At 33.9% G+C, this 16118-nt stretch carries 14 protein-coding genes; 12 read left to right on the top strand and 2 right to left on the bottom strand.

Going from position 1 to position 16118, the window contains the following annotated elements:
• The first annotated feature begins 108 nt into the window (after positions 1-108).
• From OLM54_RS06735 to OLM54_RS06725, 3 genes are all read left to right on the top strand, one after another.
• A complete protein-coding gene (locus OLM54_RS06735; RefSeq protein ID WP_264537822.1) occupies positions 109-1128 on the top strand; it encodes a hypothetical protein in 1020 nt (339 codons plus the stop codon).
• An 809-nt stretch (positions 1129-1937) separates the two neighbouring features.
• Positions 1938-5123, top strand: a complete 3186-nt coding sequence (locus tag OLM54_RS06730; RefSeq protein WP_264537821.1) for a SusC/RagA family TonB-linked outer membrane protein — start codon at positions 1938-1940, stop codon at positions 5121-5123.
• A 12-nt stretch (positions 5124-5135) separates the two neighbouring features.
• A complete protein-coding gene (locus tag OLM54_RS06725; RefSeq protein WP_264537820.1) occupies positions 5136-6560 on the top strand; it encodes a SusD/RagB family nutrient-binding outer membrane lipoprotein in 1425 nt (474 codons plus the stop codon).
• Between the two features lie 119 nt (positions 6561-6679).
• On the opposite strand, the gene OLM54_RS06720 is transcribed toward OLM54_RS06725, so the two are convergent.
• A complete protein-coding gene (locus OLM54_RS06720) occupies positions 6680-6895 on the bottom strand; it encodes a hypothetical protein (RefSeq protein ID WP_264537819.1) in 216 nt (71 codons plus the stop codon).
• 213 nt (positions 6896-7108) lie between these two features.
• Complete coding sequence (locus OLM54_RS06715) at positions 7109-7603, bottom strand: hypothetical protein (RefSeq protein WP_264537818.1); 495 nt, start codon at positions 7601-7603, stop codon at positions 7109-7111.
• A gap of 198 nt (positions 7604-7801) precedes the next feature.
• On the opposite strand from OLM54_RS06715, the gene OLM54_RS06710 reads away from it, so the two are divergent.
• The 9 genes from OLM54_RS06710 (at position 7802) to OLM54_RS06670 (ending at position 16043) form a co-directional block, all read left to right on the top strand.
• Positions 7802-8707 carry a helix-turn-helix domain-containing protein gene (locus OLM54_RS06710; RefSeq protein ID WP_264537817.1) on the top strand — a complete coding sequence of 302 codons (906 nt, stop codon included), beginning with the start codon at positions 7802-7804 and terminating at the stop codon, positions 8705-8707.
• A gap of 76 nt (positions 8708-8783) precedes the next feature.
• The gene (locus tag OLM54_RS06705) at positions 8784-9614 is read left to right on the top strand and encodes an SDR family NAD(P)-dependent oxidoreductase (RefSeq protein WP_264537816.1); all 831 of its coding nucleotides are present in this window, start codon (positions 8784-8786) and stop codon (positions 9612-9614) included.
• 113 nt (positions 9615-9727) lie between these two features.
• Complete coding sequence (locus OLM54_RS06700; protein WP_264537815.1) at positions 9728-10144, top strand: OsmC family peroxiredoxin; 417 nt, start codon at positions 9728-9730, stop codon at positions 10142-10144.
• A 154-nt stretch (positions 10145-10298) separates the two neighbouring features.
• Positions 10299-11153 (top strand): helix-turn-helix domain-containing protein, encoded by an 855-nt coding sequence (locus tag OLM54_RS06695; RefSeq protein ID WP_264537814.1) that lies wholly within the window; start codon positions 10299-10301, stop codon positions 11151-11153.
• Positions 11154-11476: 323 nt separating this feature from the next.
• Positions 11477-11881 (top strand): hypothetical protein, encoded by a 405-nt coding sequence (locus tag OLM54_RS06690; RefSeq protein ID WP_264537813.1) that lies wholly within the window; start codon positions 11477-11479, stop codon positions 11879-11881.
• 75 nt (positions 11882-11956) lie between these two features.
• The gene (locus tag OLM54_RS06685; protein WP_264537812.1) at positions 11957-13879 is read left to right on the top strand and encodes a protein-disulfide reductase DsbD family protein; all 1923 of its coding nucleotides are present in this window, start codon (positions 11957-11959) and stop codon (positions 13877-13879) included.
• Between the two features lie 151 nt (positions 13880-14030).
• Positions 14031-14477 (top strand): thioredoxin family protein, encoded by a 447-nt coding sequence (locus OLM54_RS06680; protein ID WP_264537811.1) that lies wholly within the window; start codon positions 14031-14033, stop codon positions 14475-14477.
• Positions 14478-14505: 28 nt separating this feature from the next.
• The gene (msrB, locus tag OLM54_RS06675) at positions 14506-15030 is read left to right on the top strand and encodes a peptide-methionine (R)-S-oxide reductase MsrB (RefSeq protein ID WP_413614465.1); all 525 of its coding nucleotides are present in this window, start codon (positions 14506-14508) and stop codon (positions 15028-15030) included.
• An 11-nt stretch (positions 15031-15041) separates the two neighbouring features.
• Positions 15042-16043 (top strand): hypothetical protein, encoded by a 1002-nt coding sequence (locus OLM54_RS06670; RefSeq protein ID WP_264537810.1) that lies wholly within the window; start codon positions 15042-15044, stop codon positions 16041-16043.
• Positions 16044-16118: the final 75 nt, after the last annotated feature.

Genomic DNA, 16118 nt, shown 5'->3' with positions numbered 1-16118 from the left:
TTTAGATTTTAGATTGATGATTTTAGATTTCATACACAAAAAGAAATCAACACAGCAAATCAGAAATCTTAAATCTAAAATTTTATTTACCTTTGTAAAAATATAAATATGTTGGCTTTCAAAAAATATTTATCAATAGTCGTTTTATTGTTCTTATTATCTTGTCAAAATGAAATAGATGAGCAAGATAATACGGCACAGGGAACAGTTACAAATACCTCTCCGTTAACTACTTATCTGCAAAGGGTTGCAATGGTTAAAACGGTGCAGGATAATGTAATTGACCGCTCTAGTTATTGTACGATCAAACTTCCATATACGGTTACGGTTAACAACGAAACAATTGCTGTAAATACTACTGCTGATTATCAAAAAGTAATCGATAATATCAACGCAAGTACTACAGATGATGATGTTGTAAAAATAGTTTTTCCGGTAACGATGGTTTACTATAATTACGTTGAAAAATTTATTCCGCAAGAATCTGATTTTAATGCTTTGATTGATTATTGGAATCATTATCCTGATCTTTTATCCAAAATTAACGGTCTAAATATCAATTATCCTATCACAATTAATATCTATAACAGCGCAAACCAAATTGCAAGTTCGGTATCGATTATAAGTGATCAGGCGTTTTTTAATTTTATAAAAAACCTGAACAGCAGTCAGTATATTGCTTTACAATATCCAATTTCGATTACCGATTATAATTCTCAGAATAAATCGATTACGAATAATTTAGAGTTCGAAAATGCTATTAAATATGCGATTGATTATTGTCCGGAAAATAATATTGTATCGCTTAACTTTGTGCAAACAATAACAAATGGTTCCTGGGAGATTCCGTATTTTTTTGTTGATTCTGATAAAACGGCTTCGTATGCCGGATATTCATTTGTTTTTAAAAATGATTATTCTGTAGTGGCAACCAAAGGCGCAATTACCGAAACGGGACAATGGGAAAGTTCTATGCAAAGCGGCGTTAGGGAATTAAAATTAACTTTTAGTTCAGATTTAATGGGTAAATTAAATAGTAACTGGAAGTTGTTTGAGTTTAATAATTCGCAAATAAGATTACGTAATGTAAGTACTAATACGAGTTATCTTTATTTTGAAAAGCAATAGATTTTGAATTTCAAATTTCAATCTCAATCTCAATCTCAATTTCAATTTCAATTCTTTGAACTAAGTGCTGTGGCTTCTGTGTGTTTTTTTCACGCAGATTTATGGGATTTTTTTTCTACCCTTTAACGGATTAAAATCCGTCCTAATTTTTTAATTTTTAATCCTTTTCATCTGTGCAATCTGTGGCTAAAAACCCGCCAGAAATTCTCATTTTCTCTTATTTTTAAAGCACTTTTTAGCTGCTTATTTCTAATTTAATCCTTTCAGATTAGAAAATTTCTTACACACTAGAAAAAAAACTATATTTTTTAACTGTCTTGGTTTTAGAAATTTAAATTTTTGAAATCGATGTAGTTAACATTTTTTTTGGAAAAAAAACGATTAAAGTTTTTGAGTTAAAATATTTAATTTACCTTTGTTCTATCAAACTGGTAGAATTTAAAAACAAGCTGAAAACACAGAGGTTCAACCTATCAGGTAGATTTTATTTTTGAACTGGTAAGAATTATTTACAATTTAAGCCGAATGATTTTATCGCTTAAAAAAAAATCTGAATCTCTAATTTATACAAATTTTTAACAAGATGAATACTTGATTTAAAGTTTCAAATCTTGTACAGACAAATTCAAATAATAATAATCCCAAATAAAAAAAGAAATGAAAAAACGAATGTGTAGATAAATAAAAAAACCATTTCTGTTGCAGCAGAAATGGTGAAGCTTAAAGAAATTGTTCATCTCTCTATAAGGAAGCGATAATGGAATAAATCCGTTTTCGGCCCGCCTTATTTATTAAACCAAACCAAAGTAATGAAAAAAAAATTAAATAGCTATATATGGTTATGTATTTTATTGATTTCCATAGGAGTAAAAGCTCAGGAAACTACGCCATTAATACAGTCTAAACTTGAAGGAACAGTGGTAGATGCTGTTACAAAGGAAACTATTATTGGTGCTTCAATAAACATTAAAGGAACGACCCACGGTGTTCAGACTGATTTTGACGGGAAGTTTTTCTTCCAGACAGGACAAAAATTGCCTTATACACTTATAGTAAGTTATATGGGGTATAAAAAAGCAGAAGTTGTGGTTAATACAACTCCGGTTGTTATTGAACTTACTCAGGAACAAAATGCACTTTCTGAAGTAGTGGTAACGGCACTTGGTATTACAAAAGAAAAAAAATCTTTAGGATATACAACTCAGGCACTTAAAGGCAGGGAATTGTCAGACACAAAAGAAACGAACTTTTTAAATAGTATGACGGGTAAATTAGCCGGAGTACGTATCACGAATTCGCAGGGTGATATGGGATCTTCCCGTATTATTATTCGTGGTGAAACTTCTATTGGCGGAAACAATCAGCCTTTATTTGTGGTAGACGGTGTTCCGGTAGATAATTCACAATTGAGTTCTGTTGGAGGAGCGAGTGCTTCCCGCGATTTTAAAAATGCAATTGCCGATTTAAATCCAAATGATATTGAAACAATTACAGTATTAAAAGGTCCAAATGCTGCGGCTCTTTACGGATCTCGTGCGGCGCATGGTGTTGTTTTAATCACTACAAAATCAGGAAAAAGTCAAAAAGGTCTTGGTATTAGTTTTAGTTCAGGTATCACGATTTCTCAGGTTGCTACTTTGCCAAAATACCAAAATACTTTTGGTCAGGGATCTAACGGAAAATTTAGTTATGTAGACGGTAAAGGTGGCGGTGTTAATGATGGTGTTGATGAAAGCTGGGGTCCTAAAATGGACGGACGTCTTATTCCTCAATTTAATTCAAATGGGGTAGCGGTGCCTTTTGTGGCTCATCCTGATAACGTAAAGGATTTCTTTAATACTGGTATTACATATGATAATAGTATTTCGGTAGCGAAATCAGATGAAAAATCAGATTTCAGACTTGGTGTAAACAATCAAAAACAAACAGGAGTTGTGCCTAATAGTGAAGTGAACAAAACAAACTTTACGGTTAACACCAATTATCAAATAACAAAAGGTATTAAAGTAGGTGTAAATGCCAACTATATAGTTACGAATGCTCCGGCGCTTCCGGGTGGTCCTAATGGTGGACGTGCTGCAGGTGTTATGCTGCAGTTTCTTTGGTTCGGACGTCAGGTTGATGTTAATGATCTTAAAAATAACAGAAATATTAACTGGAATAACAGTTATTACAGCAATCCGTATTGGAATGCGTATTATAACACGACAAGCCAGCAGCGTAATCGTATAATTGGTGATATTCATTTGGATGCAAAACTTGCTGAAGGTCTTAATTTTAAATTCCGTACAGGAGTTGATTATTATAACGACAGAAGAAAATACACGATTAAATATGGTACAAACGGAACGCCTTTTGGGTCGTATGCAGAAGATGCTTATACTGTAAACGAACAAAATACAGAAGGTATTTTTACATATACTAAAAAACTGAACGATGATTTTACTGTAGATGCTCTTGCGGGATTCAATATTCGTAACCACAGCGATGCAAACAATTATCAAAAAGCACCGCGTTTGGCTGTGCCTGATTTGTATACATTAACAAATTCGAGAGATCCGTTAACGTCATCAAACACATTATCAAGATTGAGAGTTTACAGCGCTTATGCTTCGGCACAATTTGGGTATAAAAACTATGCTTATTTAAACCTTACGGCTCGTAATGACTGGTCATCGACATTGCCAAGCAGCAACAGATCTTATTTTTATCCATCTGTTAATGGTAGTTTAGTTTTGTCTGAAGCTTTAAATTTGAAAAGCAATACGCTTGATTTCTTAAAAGTACGTGGCGGATGGTCAGAAGTTGGTAACGATGCAGATCCTTATCAATTGTCTACGGTTTATAATTTTCAAACAGCTTTTGACGGAAATCCGATTCAAACTTCTTCTCAAAGAAAACTTAATGAGAACCTGAAACCGGAAACAACACGTTCTACAGAACTTGGTCTTGAGGCTTCTTTCTGGAAAAACAGATTGCATTTTGATGTAGCTTATTATAACACGAATAGTTTTGATCAGATTTTAGAAATAAAAACAACAACTTCAAGCGGTTATAATACCCAATTAATCAACGCAGGTAAAATAAACAATCGTGGTATTGAAGTTCAATTCGACGGAACTCCTGTTCAAACGGAGGATTTTAAATGGAATATTGGTGTAAATTATTCTAAGAATATAAGTAAGGTTGAGATTCTTGATTATGACAAACAGATTCAAAACTACACGATTGGTACTTCTGGAGGTGTTGATGTTTTAGCATCTGTAGGACAAGCTTACGGAGCTCTTTACGGTACTGCGTATTTGCGTGATGCCAATGGAAACATTGTTGTAGGCGCTAACGGTTTGCCAAAAGCTGACCCAACGAAGAAGGTTTTAGGACATTATACTCCTGATTATTTAGCAGGTGTTACTAATACATTGACGTACAAAAATCTTGAATTCTCATTTCTTATTGATGCCAGTGTAGGCGGAGAACTTTTTTCAGGAACGAACAGAACTGGTATTTATACCGGAGTATTAGAGCAAACACTTCCGGGGCGTGATGCTGCAAATGGCGGATTAAATTACTATGTAAACGGAACTACAAAAACGTTGGTTTCTGGCGGTAATGTTCCGGGCGGAGCAGTGGTTTATGATGATGGAATGATTTTTAACGGTGTATATGCTGATGGAACTCCAAATACTTCAGTGCTTAGTGCGCAGGAATATTACAAAGCATCGTACAATATTAGCGAAGCTTATATTTACAGTTCAACTTTTGTAAAACTTAGAGAAGTAAAACTGGCGTACAATTTTAATAAAGCATTTGTTAGAAAACTTGGATTAGACGGTGCAAGTATTACTGCCGTTGGTCGTAATCTATTGTTTATCTATAAAGATGCGCCTAATATTGATCCTGAAACAGCTTTCACTACAGGAAATGCACAGGGATTGGAGAGTTTAGCTTTGCCAACGACCAGAAATTTCAGTCTTAATGTTAATCTTAAATTTTAAAAACACGGAATCATGCTAAAAAAAATAGCCTATATAACTCTATTTGCATTGTCACTGACATCTTGCAGTGATGCCCTGGATGATATTAATAAAAATCCAAATGCAACCGAAACACCGTTGGCACCTTACCTGTTAACAGGATCCTTAAAACAAGGCGCTGATTTATACTGGGGGTCAACAAGTAACTTTGACTCGTCTTTATTATTTGCTCAGCATTGGGCTAAAATCCAATATACAGAGCCGGACAGATACGATGTGTCGAACACTTCGTTTACTACTTTGTGGGATAAAGGATATGCAACTTTAATTACAGATTTGAACACGATTCTGAATTTCCCTGCTGAACAGGCAAATTCAAATTATAAAGGAATTGCACTTACATTGCGTTCTTGGACATTTTTATTGTTGACAGACGCTTACGGAAGTATTCCTTATAAAGAAGCAGGTCAAAAAGTAACTCCGGCATATAATACTCAAAAAGAAGTATACACGGGATTACTTGAAGATTTAAAACAAGCGCAGTCTTTACTAAATACATCAGGTGGCGCTGTTGTTGGTGATTTGGCTTACAAAGGTGATATTTCAAAATGGAAAAAACTTGTAAATTCACTTCGTTTGCGTATCGCGTTAAGAATTTCAGACAAAGAACCTGCTTTGGCAAAACAAGCTGCGATTGATGCAACGACTGATGCTGCGGGAGTATTGAGCAGCAATAGCGATACTTTTCAGTTTATTTACATCAGTTCGCCACAGCAAAATCCGGCTTCGGCATGGTTTGAAACGCGTGATGATTACCGTATTTCGAAAACAATGGTTGATAAATTAAATGAGTTCGCAGATCCGCGTTTACCGGTTTATGCGCAATTGCCATCAGATGTAACCGTAGGTAAATATGTTGGCGCTGCTAACGGATTATCAAATAGTGATGCGAATAGTCAGGGTTTTGCTAAAACATCAAAACCGGGTACATATTTCCTGACTTCGACTTCACCGGCTGTAATTGCTTCTTATTCTGAAACACTTTTTAATCTTTCAGAAGCAGTAGCTCGCGGTTATATTGCAGGAGATGCAGAACAGCTTTATAAAAATGCCATTACGGCATCGTTCAATCAATTTGGTATTACCAACGCAACAACTATTGCTACTTACCTTGATCAGGCAACGGTAAAATACGATGCAACAAATTATGCTAAATCGATAGGTACTCAAAAATGGATTGCATTTTACGGACAAGGCCTTGATGCTTTTGTAGAGTGGAGAAGACTTGATTATCCGGTATTAACAGCGGGTCCGGCTACGGTTTTGGACGGTAAAATTCCTTCGCGTTTCTTTTATCCGGGTACAGAACAATCGTTAAACGGAAATAGTTATCAGGCTGCAATAGCGGTTCAGGGAAAAGACCTGCTTACAACAAAATTATGGTTTGATGCAAATTAAACCGAATAGAGAATAAGCAATGCGTTTTGTGAATTTAAAACGTATTACATACATCACAAAACATAAAAAGCTAAATCGAAAGATTTAGCTTTTTTTATTATAGTTGTAGTTGAAACCATTTATGCGATTTTGTCTTTATGGAATTGCAGCAGCCATTGTTCCATTTTTTGAAGCAGTTTTACTTCTTTAGGATCGCCCATAGGATCATCAAGCCCATTTATTGTCCTGCTTACATTAAACTTTTTATCTTCAAACTGACAGGTGAATTTTGGAAATTCGTTATGAAAAACAATCCAAATGTTCAATTCTGCTTTTTTAATTTCAAATTTCTTCATCCAAAGGGAATAAACATTGGTACCGTTTGACAATTTTATAAACTGCAAAATAGCATAATTATTTCAGATGAAGAAAGGTTTAGTTTGTTTTATAAATTAGAAATGATCTTTACTCAGGTAAGTTGTAGTAAGGTTAAGTTAATGCAGGAAGTTCCTTGCATTCTCCATTGTTTAAATATATTATAATTTTGTCATTTTCAGAATTTAAACCTTTTAAAGAGACACAGTTCTGTTTATTTTATTTTGTTTTATGATTTGATATACCGTGCCCGCAATAAACAATATCAAAAGAATTAGCAGTGTATTGGCAATCACCGGATCCTTAATATCTTTTGCCAAAGGATGCCCTACAGGAACACGGGTAAAGGTTTCATTAACAGTTGGAACGAGCGATAAAAAAAAGCTGAAAGACAGAAAAAAGTTTTCAAAATGTCGAGCCCTGATATTTCCTTTCTTTCTCCAATAAAGTAAATATGCTATCCCTATAAAAATGACAATTAAAATTGAAAAAGCATGCCCCGGATTAAATCCTCCGTGCTTAGATATACCTAATGCCGTTAACGAAGTAACTAATGTACAATAAAAATAAATTTTGCCGGTAAGTTTGCTTAAATCAATTTTACCATACTTTACAAATGCTATAAGTGCAGCAATAATGGCAACAACGCCTATAACGGTATGAAAAATTCCTAAATTTGATAATCCCATAATATTTCAGTTTAAAATTAATTGTCATTTTGACGTTACAAAAGTATCTGGAAACAGAAAGAGGGATTATGTCAATTGGTTCAATTTTTTGGCAATTTGGTTCAAAACGAATTTATATATTCAGATATGATTTAAAATATTTAGCAGAAGTAATGCACTTTACAATAAAAAGTTTGAAATTTGCAAAAAATAGTGCTTATGGCAAAATCAACAGAATCTCTCGAAGAATTTTACAAACATAAATTCAACGATTTAGCACAGAATATCTCCAGACATAGCGGACAATTTAATGTCTTTAGAATTGAAGATCGCATTGCAGCAAATACAACATCGGTAACTTATATTCGCAGGGATTTTTTTAAAATTATGCTGTTTTCGGGTAATAATGTGTTTCATTATGGCGACAGAAGTATTGCAATTAACGGTAATACATTGTTATTTTTTAATCCGAAAGTACCGTATACTTATGAAACGCTTGAGCCAGATACTAAAGGATGTTTTTGTGTATTTAAAGAAGAATTTTTTCAGGAAAGTTTCCGTATTAATCTAACCGATTTACCGCTTTTTTCAGCAGGATCTTATCCTGTTTATAAACTTAGTGATACAGCATATAGTGAAATCAGTACCATTTTTGAAAAGATTATTGCAACGATTGAAAAAGACTATATCTATAAGTATGAATTAATTAAAAGCCATGTTAGCGAGTTAATTTATACAGCTTTGGAGCTGCATCCCGCTGAAGACCTTTTCCGGCTAAATGATGCAGGTTCTCGAATTACAGCCGCATTTACAGAACTTCTCGAACGACAGTTTCCTATTGAATCAACATCACAGCGTTTTGAGTTGCGCTCTCCTAAGGATATAGCGCAAAAACTTTCTATACACGTTAATTATCTTAATCGGGCAGTTAAAAAAACAACAGGGCGCACTACCACAGATCATATTTTTGAAAGACTAACTACTGAAGCAAAAGCATTATTAAAATATACCAATTGGAGTATTGCAGAAATTAGCCATGCACTCGGTTTTGAAGATCAGGCACATTTTAATAACTTTTTTAAAAAGCAAACCAATAATAGCCCGTCATCCATTAGAAAGGTTTGAATTTGACAAAAAATGGTTTTGGTTTAACAAAATCACACTATTTATCTCCTTTACCTTTGTCTCAAAATAAAAAATTATGAGCACAAATAAAGTTTGGTATATAACGGGAGCTTCTAAAGGAATGGGATTGTCCTTAACAAAACAACTATTGTCTAAAGGTCACAGCGTTGCAGCTACATCGAGAACGGTAAATGCATTTGAACAATTTGCAGCATTTGGAGACAGGTTTCTCGCATTAGAAGTTGATTTAAAGAATGAGCAATCGATTGGATTATCTTTCAAAAAAACGATTGAAAAGTTTGGCAGGGTCGATGTAATTGTAAATAACGCAGGTTATGGTTTAGGAGGCGCGTTGGAAGAACTTACCGCTGATGAAATAAGCGAAAATTTTGAAGTGAATTTTTTTGCGGCCGTAAGAGTTGTTCAAAATGCTTTGCCGTATCTAAGAGAACAGCGTTCCGGACATATTATTAATATTTCTTCGATAGCCGGTTTTGCTCCGGGATTGGGCTGGTCCATGTATTGTGCTGCAAAATTTGCACTAAGCGGTTTATCTGAAGCACTTGCAAATGACTTAAAACCATTGGGAATAAATGTTACAAATGTTTTGCCGGGATGGTTTAGAACAAGTTTTGCAAAACCGGATTCAATTGCCTACAATAAAAACCAAATGGCAGAGTACAATTACCTGCGTGAATATCATGAAAAAATGAACAGCATGGATGGAACACAACCTGGAAATCCGGATCAAATTGCCGATGCTTTTTTAGAGTTGGTATATAGCGGTAATCCTCCGGTAAACCTGTTTTTGGGCAGCGATGCTTTTAACAGGGCAAAAAGTAAGATTGCACAATTGAATCAGGAAATGTCTGACTGGGAAAAGGTTTCTAAATCGACAGATTTTTGATCGCTATTTTGAACTAAATTATCAAATAATTGAACTAATTAACAAAACGCCACTCTATTTTGTATCGCAAATTTGCATGGTCAATAATGACATTCACTTTTAAAACAAATAGAATGAAACGTACAGCAGAAGCACAATGGATTGGTAATATAAAAGAGGGTAAAGGCGCAATAACGAGTCAAAGCGAAGCTTTAAACAAAACAAATTACAGTTTTAAAACCCGTTTTGAAGAAAATGAAAAAGGGACAAATCCTGAAGAACTTTTAGCAGCAGCGCACGCAGGATGCTTTACAATGGCTGTGAGTTTTGCATTAACCGAAAAAGGTTTAGACTGGGCATCATTAAACACCAAAGCGACATTATCAATGGAAGGTTTTGCTATCAAATCCATACATCTTTCTATTATAGGTATTGTACCGGGATTTACCGCAGAAGAATTTGAAGCTATTACTAAAGATGCAGAGAAAAACTGCCTGATCTCTAAAGCGCTTAATGTACAAATCACTTCAGAAGCGCATCTTGCAGATTAATAACACAGTTAGGCTAATAAGAGCTTACAGTACGTCATTCAGCATTTATCCCTATATTTGGGAAATAATGCTGAATTGGTATTTGTGTCTTATGCACTGGAAAACATGTTAGGTTTTATTACTTACAATTAGCAACGAAAAAACATAAAAAGAAATGGTTACTGACTATAAAAAAATTGAATTATTTGGGAAAACCTTAATTCAGAAAGTAATATTAGACGCACCTTTTGAATTTCCTTTTCCAATATCAGATAATGCTTGTTTTTTATTTTCATTAGAAGGCGAAATAGAATTTCATGCAGATGAAGATCAGTTTGTTGTTCCCAGTAACTATTCATTACTTTTAAATTGCTTAAACACCGGAAAAAAAATTAGCAATTCTATATCGAGTACTCATAATGAAATAGTTGTTATAAGTTTTCATCCTGATACCTTAAAGAAAATTTATGAAAAAGAACTTCCTTTATTGCTTCAAAAACCAAAAAACAGTATATCCAATCAGTCCACTGAAAGAATAAACAATGATTTTTTGATCAAAAAGTATATTGAAGGACTTTTGTTTTATTTCGAAAATCCATCTTTGGTAAATGAAGAAATTTTGATTTTAAAAGTAAAGGAAATTATACTTTTACTCTCTCAAACGCAAAACGCAGAAGCAATACAAGTTATATTATCACAACTTTTTTCGCCGGCACTTTACAGTTTCAAACAAATTATTGAAGCAAATTTATTTTCTCAATTAACAATTGATGAACTGGCACAACACGTTAATTTAAGCATATCTTCATTTAAAAGAGAATTTACTAAATTATATAATGATACTCCGGCCAATTATATTAAAAACAAACGACTTGAAAAAGCAGCAGAATTACTGATTGTTTCTGAACTTCGAATTACAGATATTGCCTTTGATTGTGGTTTTAATGATCTGGCAAATTTCACCAAAAGTTTTCATGATAAATACGACGTTACGCCTACAAATTATCGCTTGAAAGTAAATAATAAATAATTATCCTTACTAAAATTAATTTGTGTTTCTAATTTCATAAACTTCTGCAAACCCTAATTAAAACAGAGATTTTCTTTCTTATTATCTGTTTAAATATCATTACACTTTCTTGTGATTCTTCTCATAAAACTTTAGCAATTTCTCCGATTAAAGTTTTCAATAATTTCTAAACGATGAAAGAATATTGTTTAGAAGTTGAATCAATATGTTAAGCATGCACTTTGAACCAAATTGCCAAATAACTGGTCTTATTCTCAAAACCCGCTCGTCTTTTATATCTCAAATTTGCATAGTCAATAATGACATAACAAATTGTACAGAAAATGAAAAGTTTAAAGAAAGTATTGGCAACAGCCATGTTTGCCATCGTATTTACAGCAGGAGCTTACGCTCAAAATTCAGCTAAAATAATAGGAATAGTAAAAACTGCAAGCTGGTGCAGCGTATGCAAAGCCAATGAAGAAAGAGCAATGGCTGCCCTTACGGAAAACAATAAAGACGGAGCTTACCAATTTGTAGTTAACAATATTACCAGTGCAGAAACGGCAAAAAAGTCGACAGCAGAAATTGAAAAATTGGGACTTACTAAATTAATGGAACCGTATATGGCAACCGGCGTAGTTTATTTGTTTGATGCCAAAACTAAAAAGCCTGTAAATCAATTAATCATGTCACTTTCAAGTGAAGATATTGGTAAAGCTATGGGTTATTTTAAAATGGGTAAATAATTGATTTTATACTATTTAAGACAGCCCGGCAAAAAATAAGCCGGGCTGTTTTTTTTAACTTAATAAATTAAGAATATGTCTATATTAAAAAGAATAGTTCCTTTTACAATACTGTTCACCTGGCTATCGATATTTCATTGTTTTGGTCAGATACAGGAAAATCCCGTACAATGGAAAATCAATATTGAAAAGGGAAACAGCGATACGTTATTAGTCAATATAAAAGCAACGATAAAAAAAGGCTGGCACATAAACAGTCAATTCAACGCCATTCAGGACGGACCTTTACCAACGGTTTTTGACTTTGAAAAATCAGATCAATATACTGTGGCAGGAAAAGTACTGGAGCAAAAACCACTTAGTCGTGCAGCAAAAGAATATAACAATCAGAACCTGTATTATTTTGAGAATGAAGCCATTTTTATACAGAAAATAACACCGAAAACAACTGACAGTATTACAATTAAAGCAGCGATAACCTATATGTCGTGCAGCAGCACAATGTGCCTGCCGCCAGATACTAAAGAAATAACTTTAAAATACAAACCACAACATGTTTCTGCAAGTAAACAATATACATTACCTGCAAAAGAAAGTAATTTAGCACTGGTTTTTTTAGGAGGATTATTGGGTGGGTTTTTAGCACTGCTTACGCCATGTGTATTTTCTATGATACCGCTTACCGTTAGTTATTTTACCAAAAACGGCGGCGTAAAAAAAGCAGTAATTTATGCTGCATCCATTGTAATTATATATGTTACTCTTGGTTTAACGATTACTTTGACATTAGGTCCGGATGCTCTTAATGCGCTGGCAAGCAATGGTATTGTCAACTTTATTTTCTTTTTGATATTCGTTGTATTTGCAATTTCCTTTTTAGGAGCATTCGAAATAACGCTGCCAAATAGCTGGGTTGATAAATCAGATAGTATGGCGGATAAAGGCGGATTAATTGGCATATTTTTTATGGCTTTTACTTTAGCACTCGTATCATTTTCATGCACAGGTCCTATTATTGGAAGTCTTTTGGTAGAAGCTGCAATTGGCGGCAGTATTACAGGTCCCGTTATCGGAATGTTTGGATTTGCTCTTGCATTATCAATCCCGTTTATGCTCTTTGCCGCTTTTCCGAGTATGCTGAAAAAATTACCAAAATCAGGCAGCTGGATTGGTAAGGTAAAAGTTATTTTGGGATTTTTGGAATTAGCTCTGGCTCTAAAATTCTTATCTACTTTTGATTTGGTGTACAAACTTGGAATATTAAAAAGAGAGATTTTTATAGCGGTCTGGATTGTTATTTTTTCAATGTTTGGACTTTATATGCTTGGAAAATTAAAATTTGAAGAGGAGGAGGAAAACACGTCAAAAGTTTCAATAAGCGGTTTCATATCTTCTATTCTGATTTTTAGTTTTGTGGTATATCTGATACCCGGACTTTGGGGTTCTCCTTTAAAATTAGTCAGCGGATTTTTGCCACCTTCTTTTTATAAGGAATGGAATCAAAATACTGCAAATACTGCGACAAATATGACCAGTACTGCAACAGAAAAAAATACCCAAACATGCCCGCAAAATCTAAACTGTTTTCACGATTATGAAGCAGGGCTGGCGTATGCTAAAAAAGTACACAAACCTATTTTGCTTGATTTTACAGGTTGGAGCTGCGTTAATTGCCGTAAAATGGAAGATAATGTGTGGAGCGAACCATCAGTATGGGATAAATTAAATAACAATTATGTATTGATTTCCCTATATGTAGATGATACGAGCCTGTTACCTGAAAATGAACAGATAATTTCGAAAACAACAGGCAAAAAAATAAAAACAGTTGGTAACAAATGGAGCGATTTTCAAACGGCTAAATTCCAAACTAATTCACAGCCTTATTATGTATTGATGGATAATGACGGAAATACGCTATCTAAACCGGTAGCATACGAACCTGATGCAAAAACGTATGCAGGATTTTTACAAAAAGGAATTGAAAATTTTAAATAAATACCCGTAACAAATATATACTGTCTGAGAATTCAGTATTGAACTAAATTACCAAATAGTTGGTCTAATAAACAAAGGCCTTTCCTTTTTTGTAGTGCAATTTTGTCTTGTCAATAGAATGATCAGCATTCTAATAATCAATTCAATTTGTATGAAAAATTTCAAAATCAATTCCTGTATTATTTTATTTATAGTTTCCGTTTTTTCTGTATTTACGGTTACTGCACAGGAAAAACCTTCAGGAAAAATGGAAATAATCTTCAGCACTAAAGACTTTACACATGTGCCGGCAATTGCAAAAGCCCAACATAAAAAAGTATTTGTAGATGCTTACGCAAAATGGTGTGCGCCTTGCAAAGAACTTCAAAAAACAACATTTAAAGACCCAAAAGCCGCCGCGTATTTCAATAAAAACTTCATAAACATCAGTATAGATGTCGAAAAAGGCGAGGGGGTTAAACTGGCTAAAACATGGAAAATTGAAGGTTTGCCAACACTTCTTATTCTTGATGAAAATGGCAGCATTATGGCGAATCACATCGGATATGTAGATGGCACCGGATTACTTGAATTTGCAAAAGAAGCATACGGCAAATAAAAACAAACTTAAACCATAATTAATTACAATGAAAAATATCATTTTTAGCTATATGCTCGTCTTAATTGCGGGCTTTAGTTATGCCCAAAATCAGAAATCAGATAAAGGACATGAAAACAATCCGTATTACTCTGTAACTGACACTAAAAAATTGAACGTGTCTAACGATGAATGGAAAAAAGTATTACCAATTGATCTTTATTTAGTAGCCAGAGAACAAAATACCGAAAAACCATTTACGGGAAAATACTGGAAAAGCAGTACAAAAGGAAAATATTATTGTGCAGCCTGCGGAAATCTGCTTTTTAAATCAGACGCCAAGTTTGCCAGCAGTTGCGGCTGGCCTAGTTTTTATGAGCCGCTCACAAAAAATAGTGTAAGCTACAAAAGAGACAACTCATACGGTATGGTTCGTACCGAAGTTCTCTGCGGACGATGTGACGCCCATTTGGGACATATATTTGATGATGGTCCGGCGCCCACTTATAAAAGGTTCTGCATGAATTCTATTTGTCTTGATTTTGAACCGGACATGGCATCTTCTGAAAAATAACTAAAATAAAAATGATGAAAATAAAAATTATTCTGTTGAGTTTAATACTGTCGTGCAGCATTCAGGCACAAAACATGATCAGTATGTCTTCTTTGCATCCCGCAGCTGACACTACAAGCGCAAGTAAAAAAGAGCTTGCTATTCGTTATCCAAGTTTAAGGCAATTTAATGTCGCCGTAAATAGTTTTGGTTATAGCGATTTTACTTCAAAACTTGATGATGCGAATTTTGCCAGCGGAAAGATAAAAACCGAAAGGATAAGTTCTTTCTACAATACACCGGCTTTTAAATGGAAAAGTAATTCGTTATCAGCAACCATCAATTATACGTACACTTCTACAGAATTAAAAGATATTACAAATGAATTGCCAGAGAAGCAGTTAATGTCTTTAACCTCAGACAAAAGCACTATTGATGTGGCTTTAAATTACTCCAGATCAGATAGTATATTCAATCACCCCATTATTTATTCATTGGTAGTGAGAGGTATATCGGATAATTTAAACAGTATTCGTCGTTTTAATTTTAACGGAAGTTTCAGTTTACCACTAAAAAGAACAGCAAATACCTCATTTTCTGTTGGTCTTTTAGTATTAATTGACCCTTCTTCGCCAGTGCCTGTTGAACCTATTATAAATTACTATCACAAATTTACTTCATCAGGACTTGAGTTAATTGTAGATATTCCGACAGGTATTAATTTAAAAAAACAAATTGCTAAAAATGCCTGGGTTATGATTGGATCTAATCAAAGTTCTTATAGTATTTTTTACGATAAGCATAATGCTTACTTAGACGGTAAAATAAGTTACAATACTATAGAATTAAAGAGTGGTCCGGCCTTTGAATACCTTTTTGCAAAAAATATTATGTTAAGCGTAAGCGGTGGAGTTAACAGCTTTTTCTCTTCCAGGATTTTTAATGACGGAGAAAACTATAATGATGCTTCAATAATAGGAGACAATAAAACTGTTCCTTATGTAAACTTTAGTTTATCACTATTGTCTTTTTAATATTAAGAAAGCGGCTTTAAATTTTCTGCTTCAAGCTACAATTGGATACAATAGCAATTGTAAGTTTTGAATACT

Source organism: Flavobacterium sp. N1736 (genome assembly GCF_025947065.1).
In the GTDB taxonomy this organism is placed as follows: Bacteria; Bacteroidota; Bacteroidia; order Flavobacteriales; family Flavobacteriaceae; genus Flavobacterium.
This window is presented reverse-complemented; position numbering and strand designations above follow the sequence as displayed.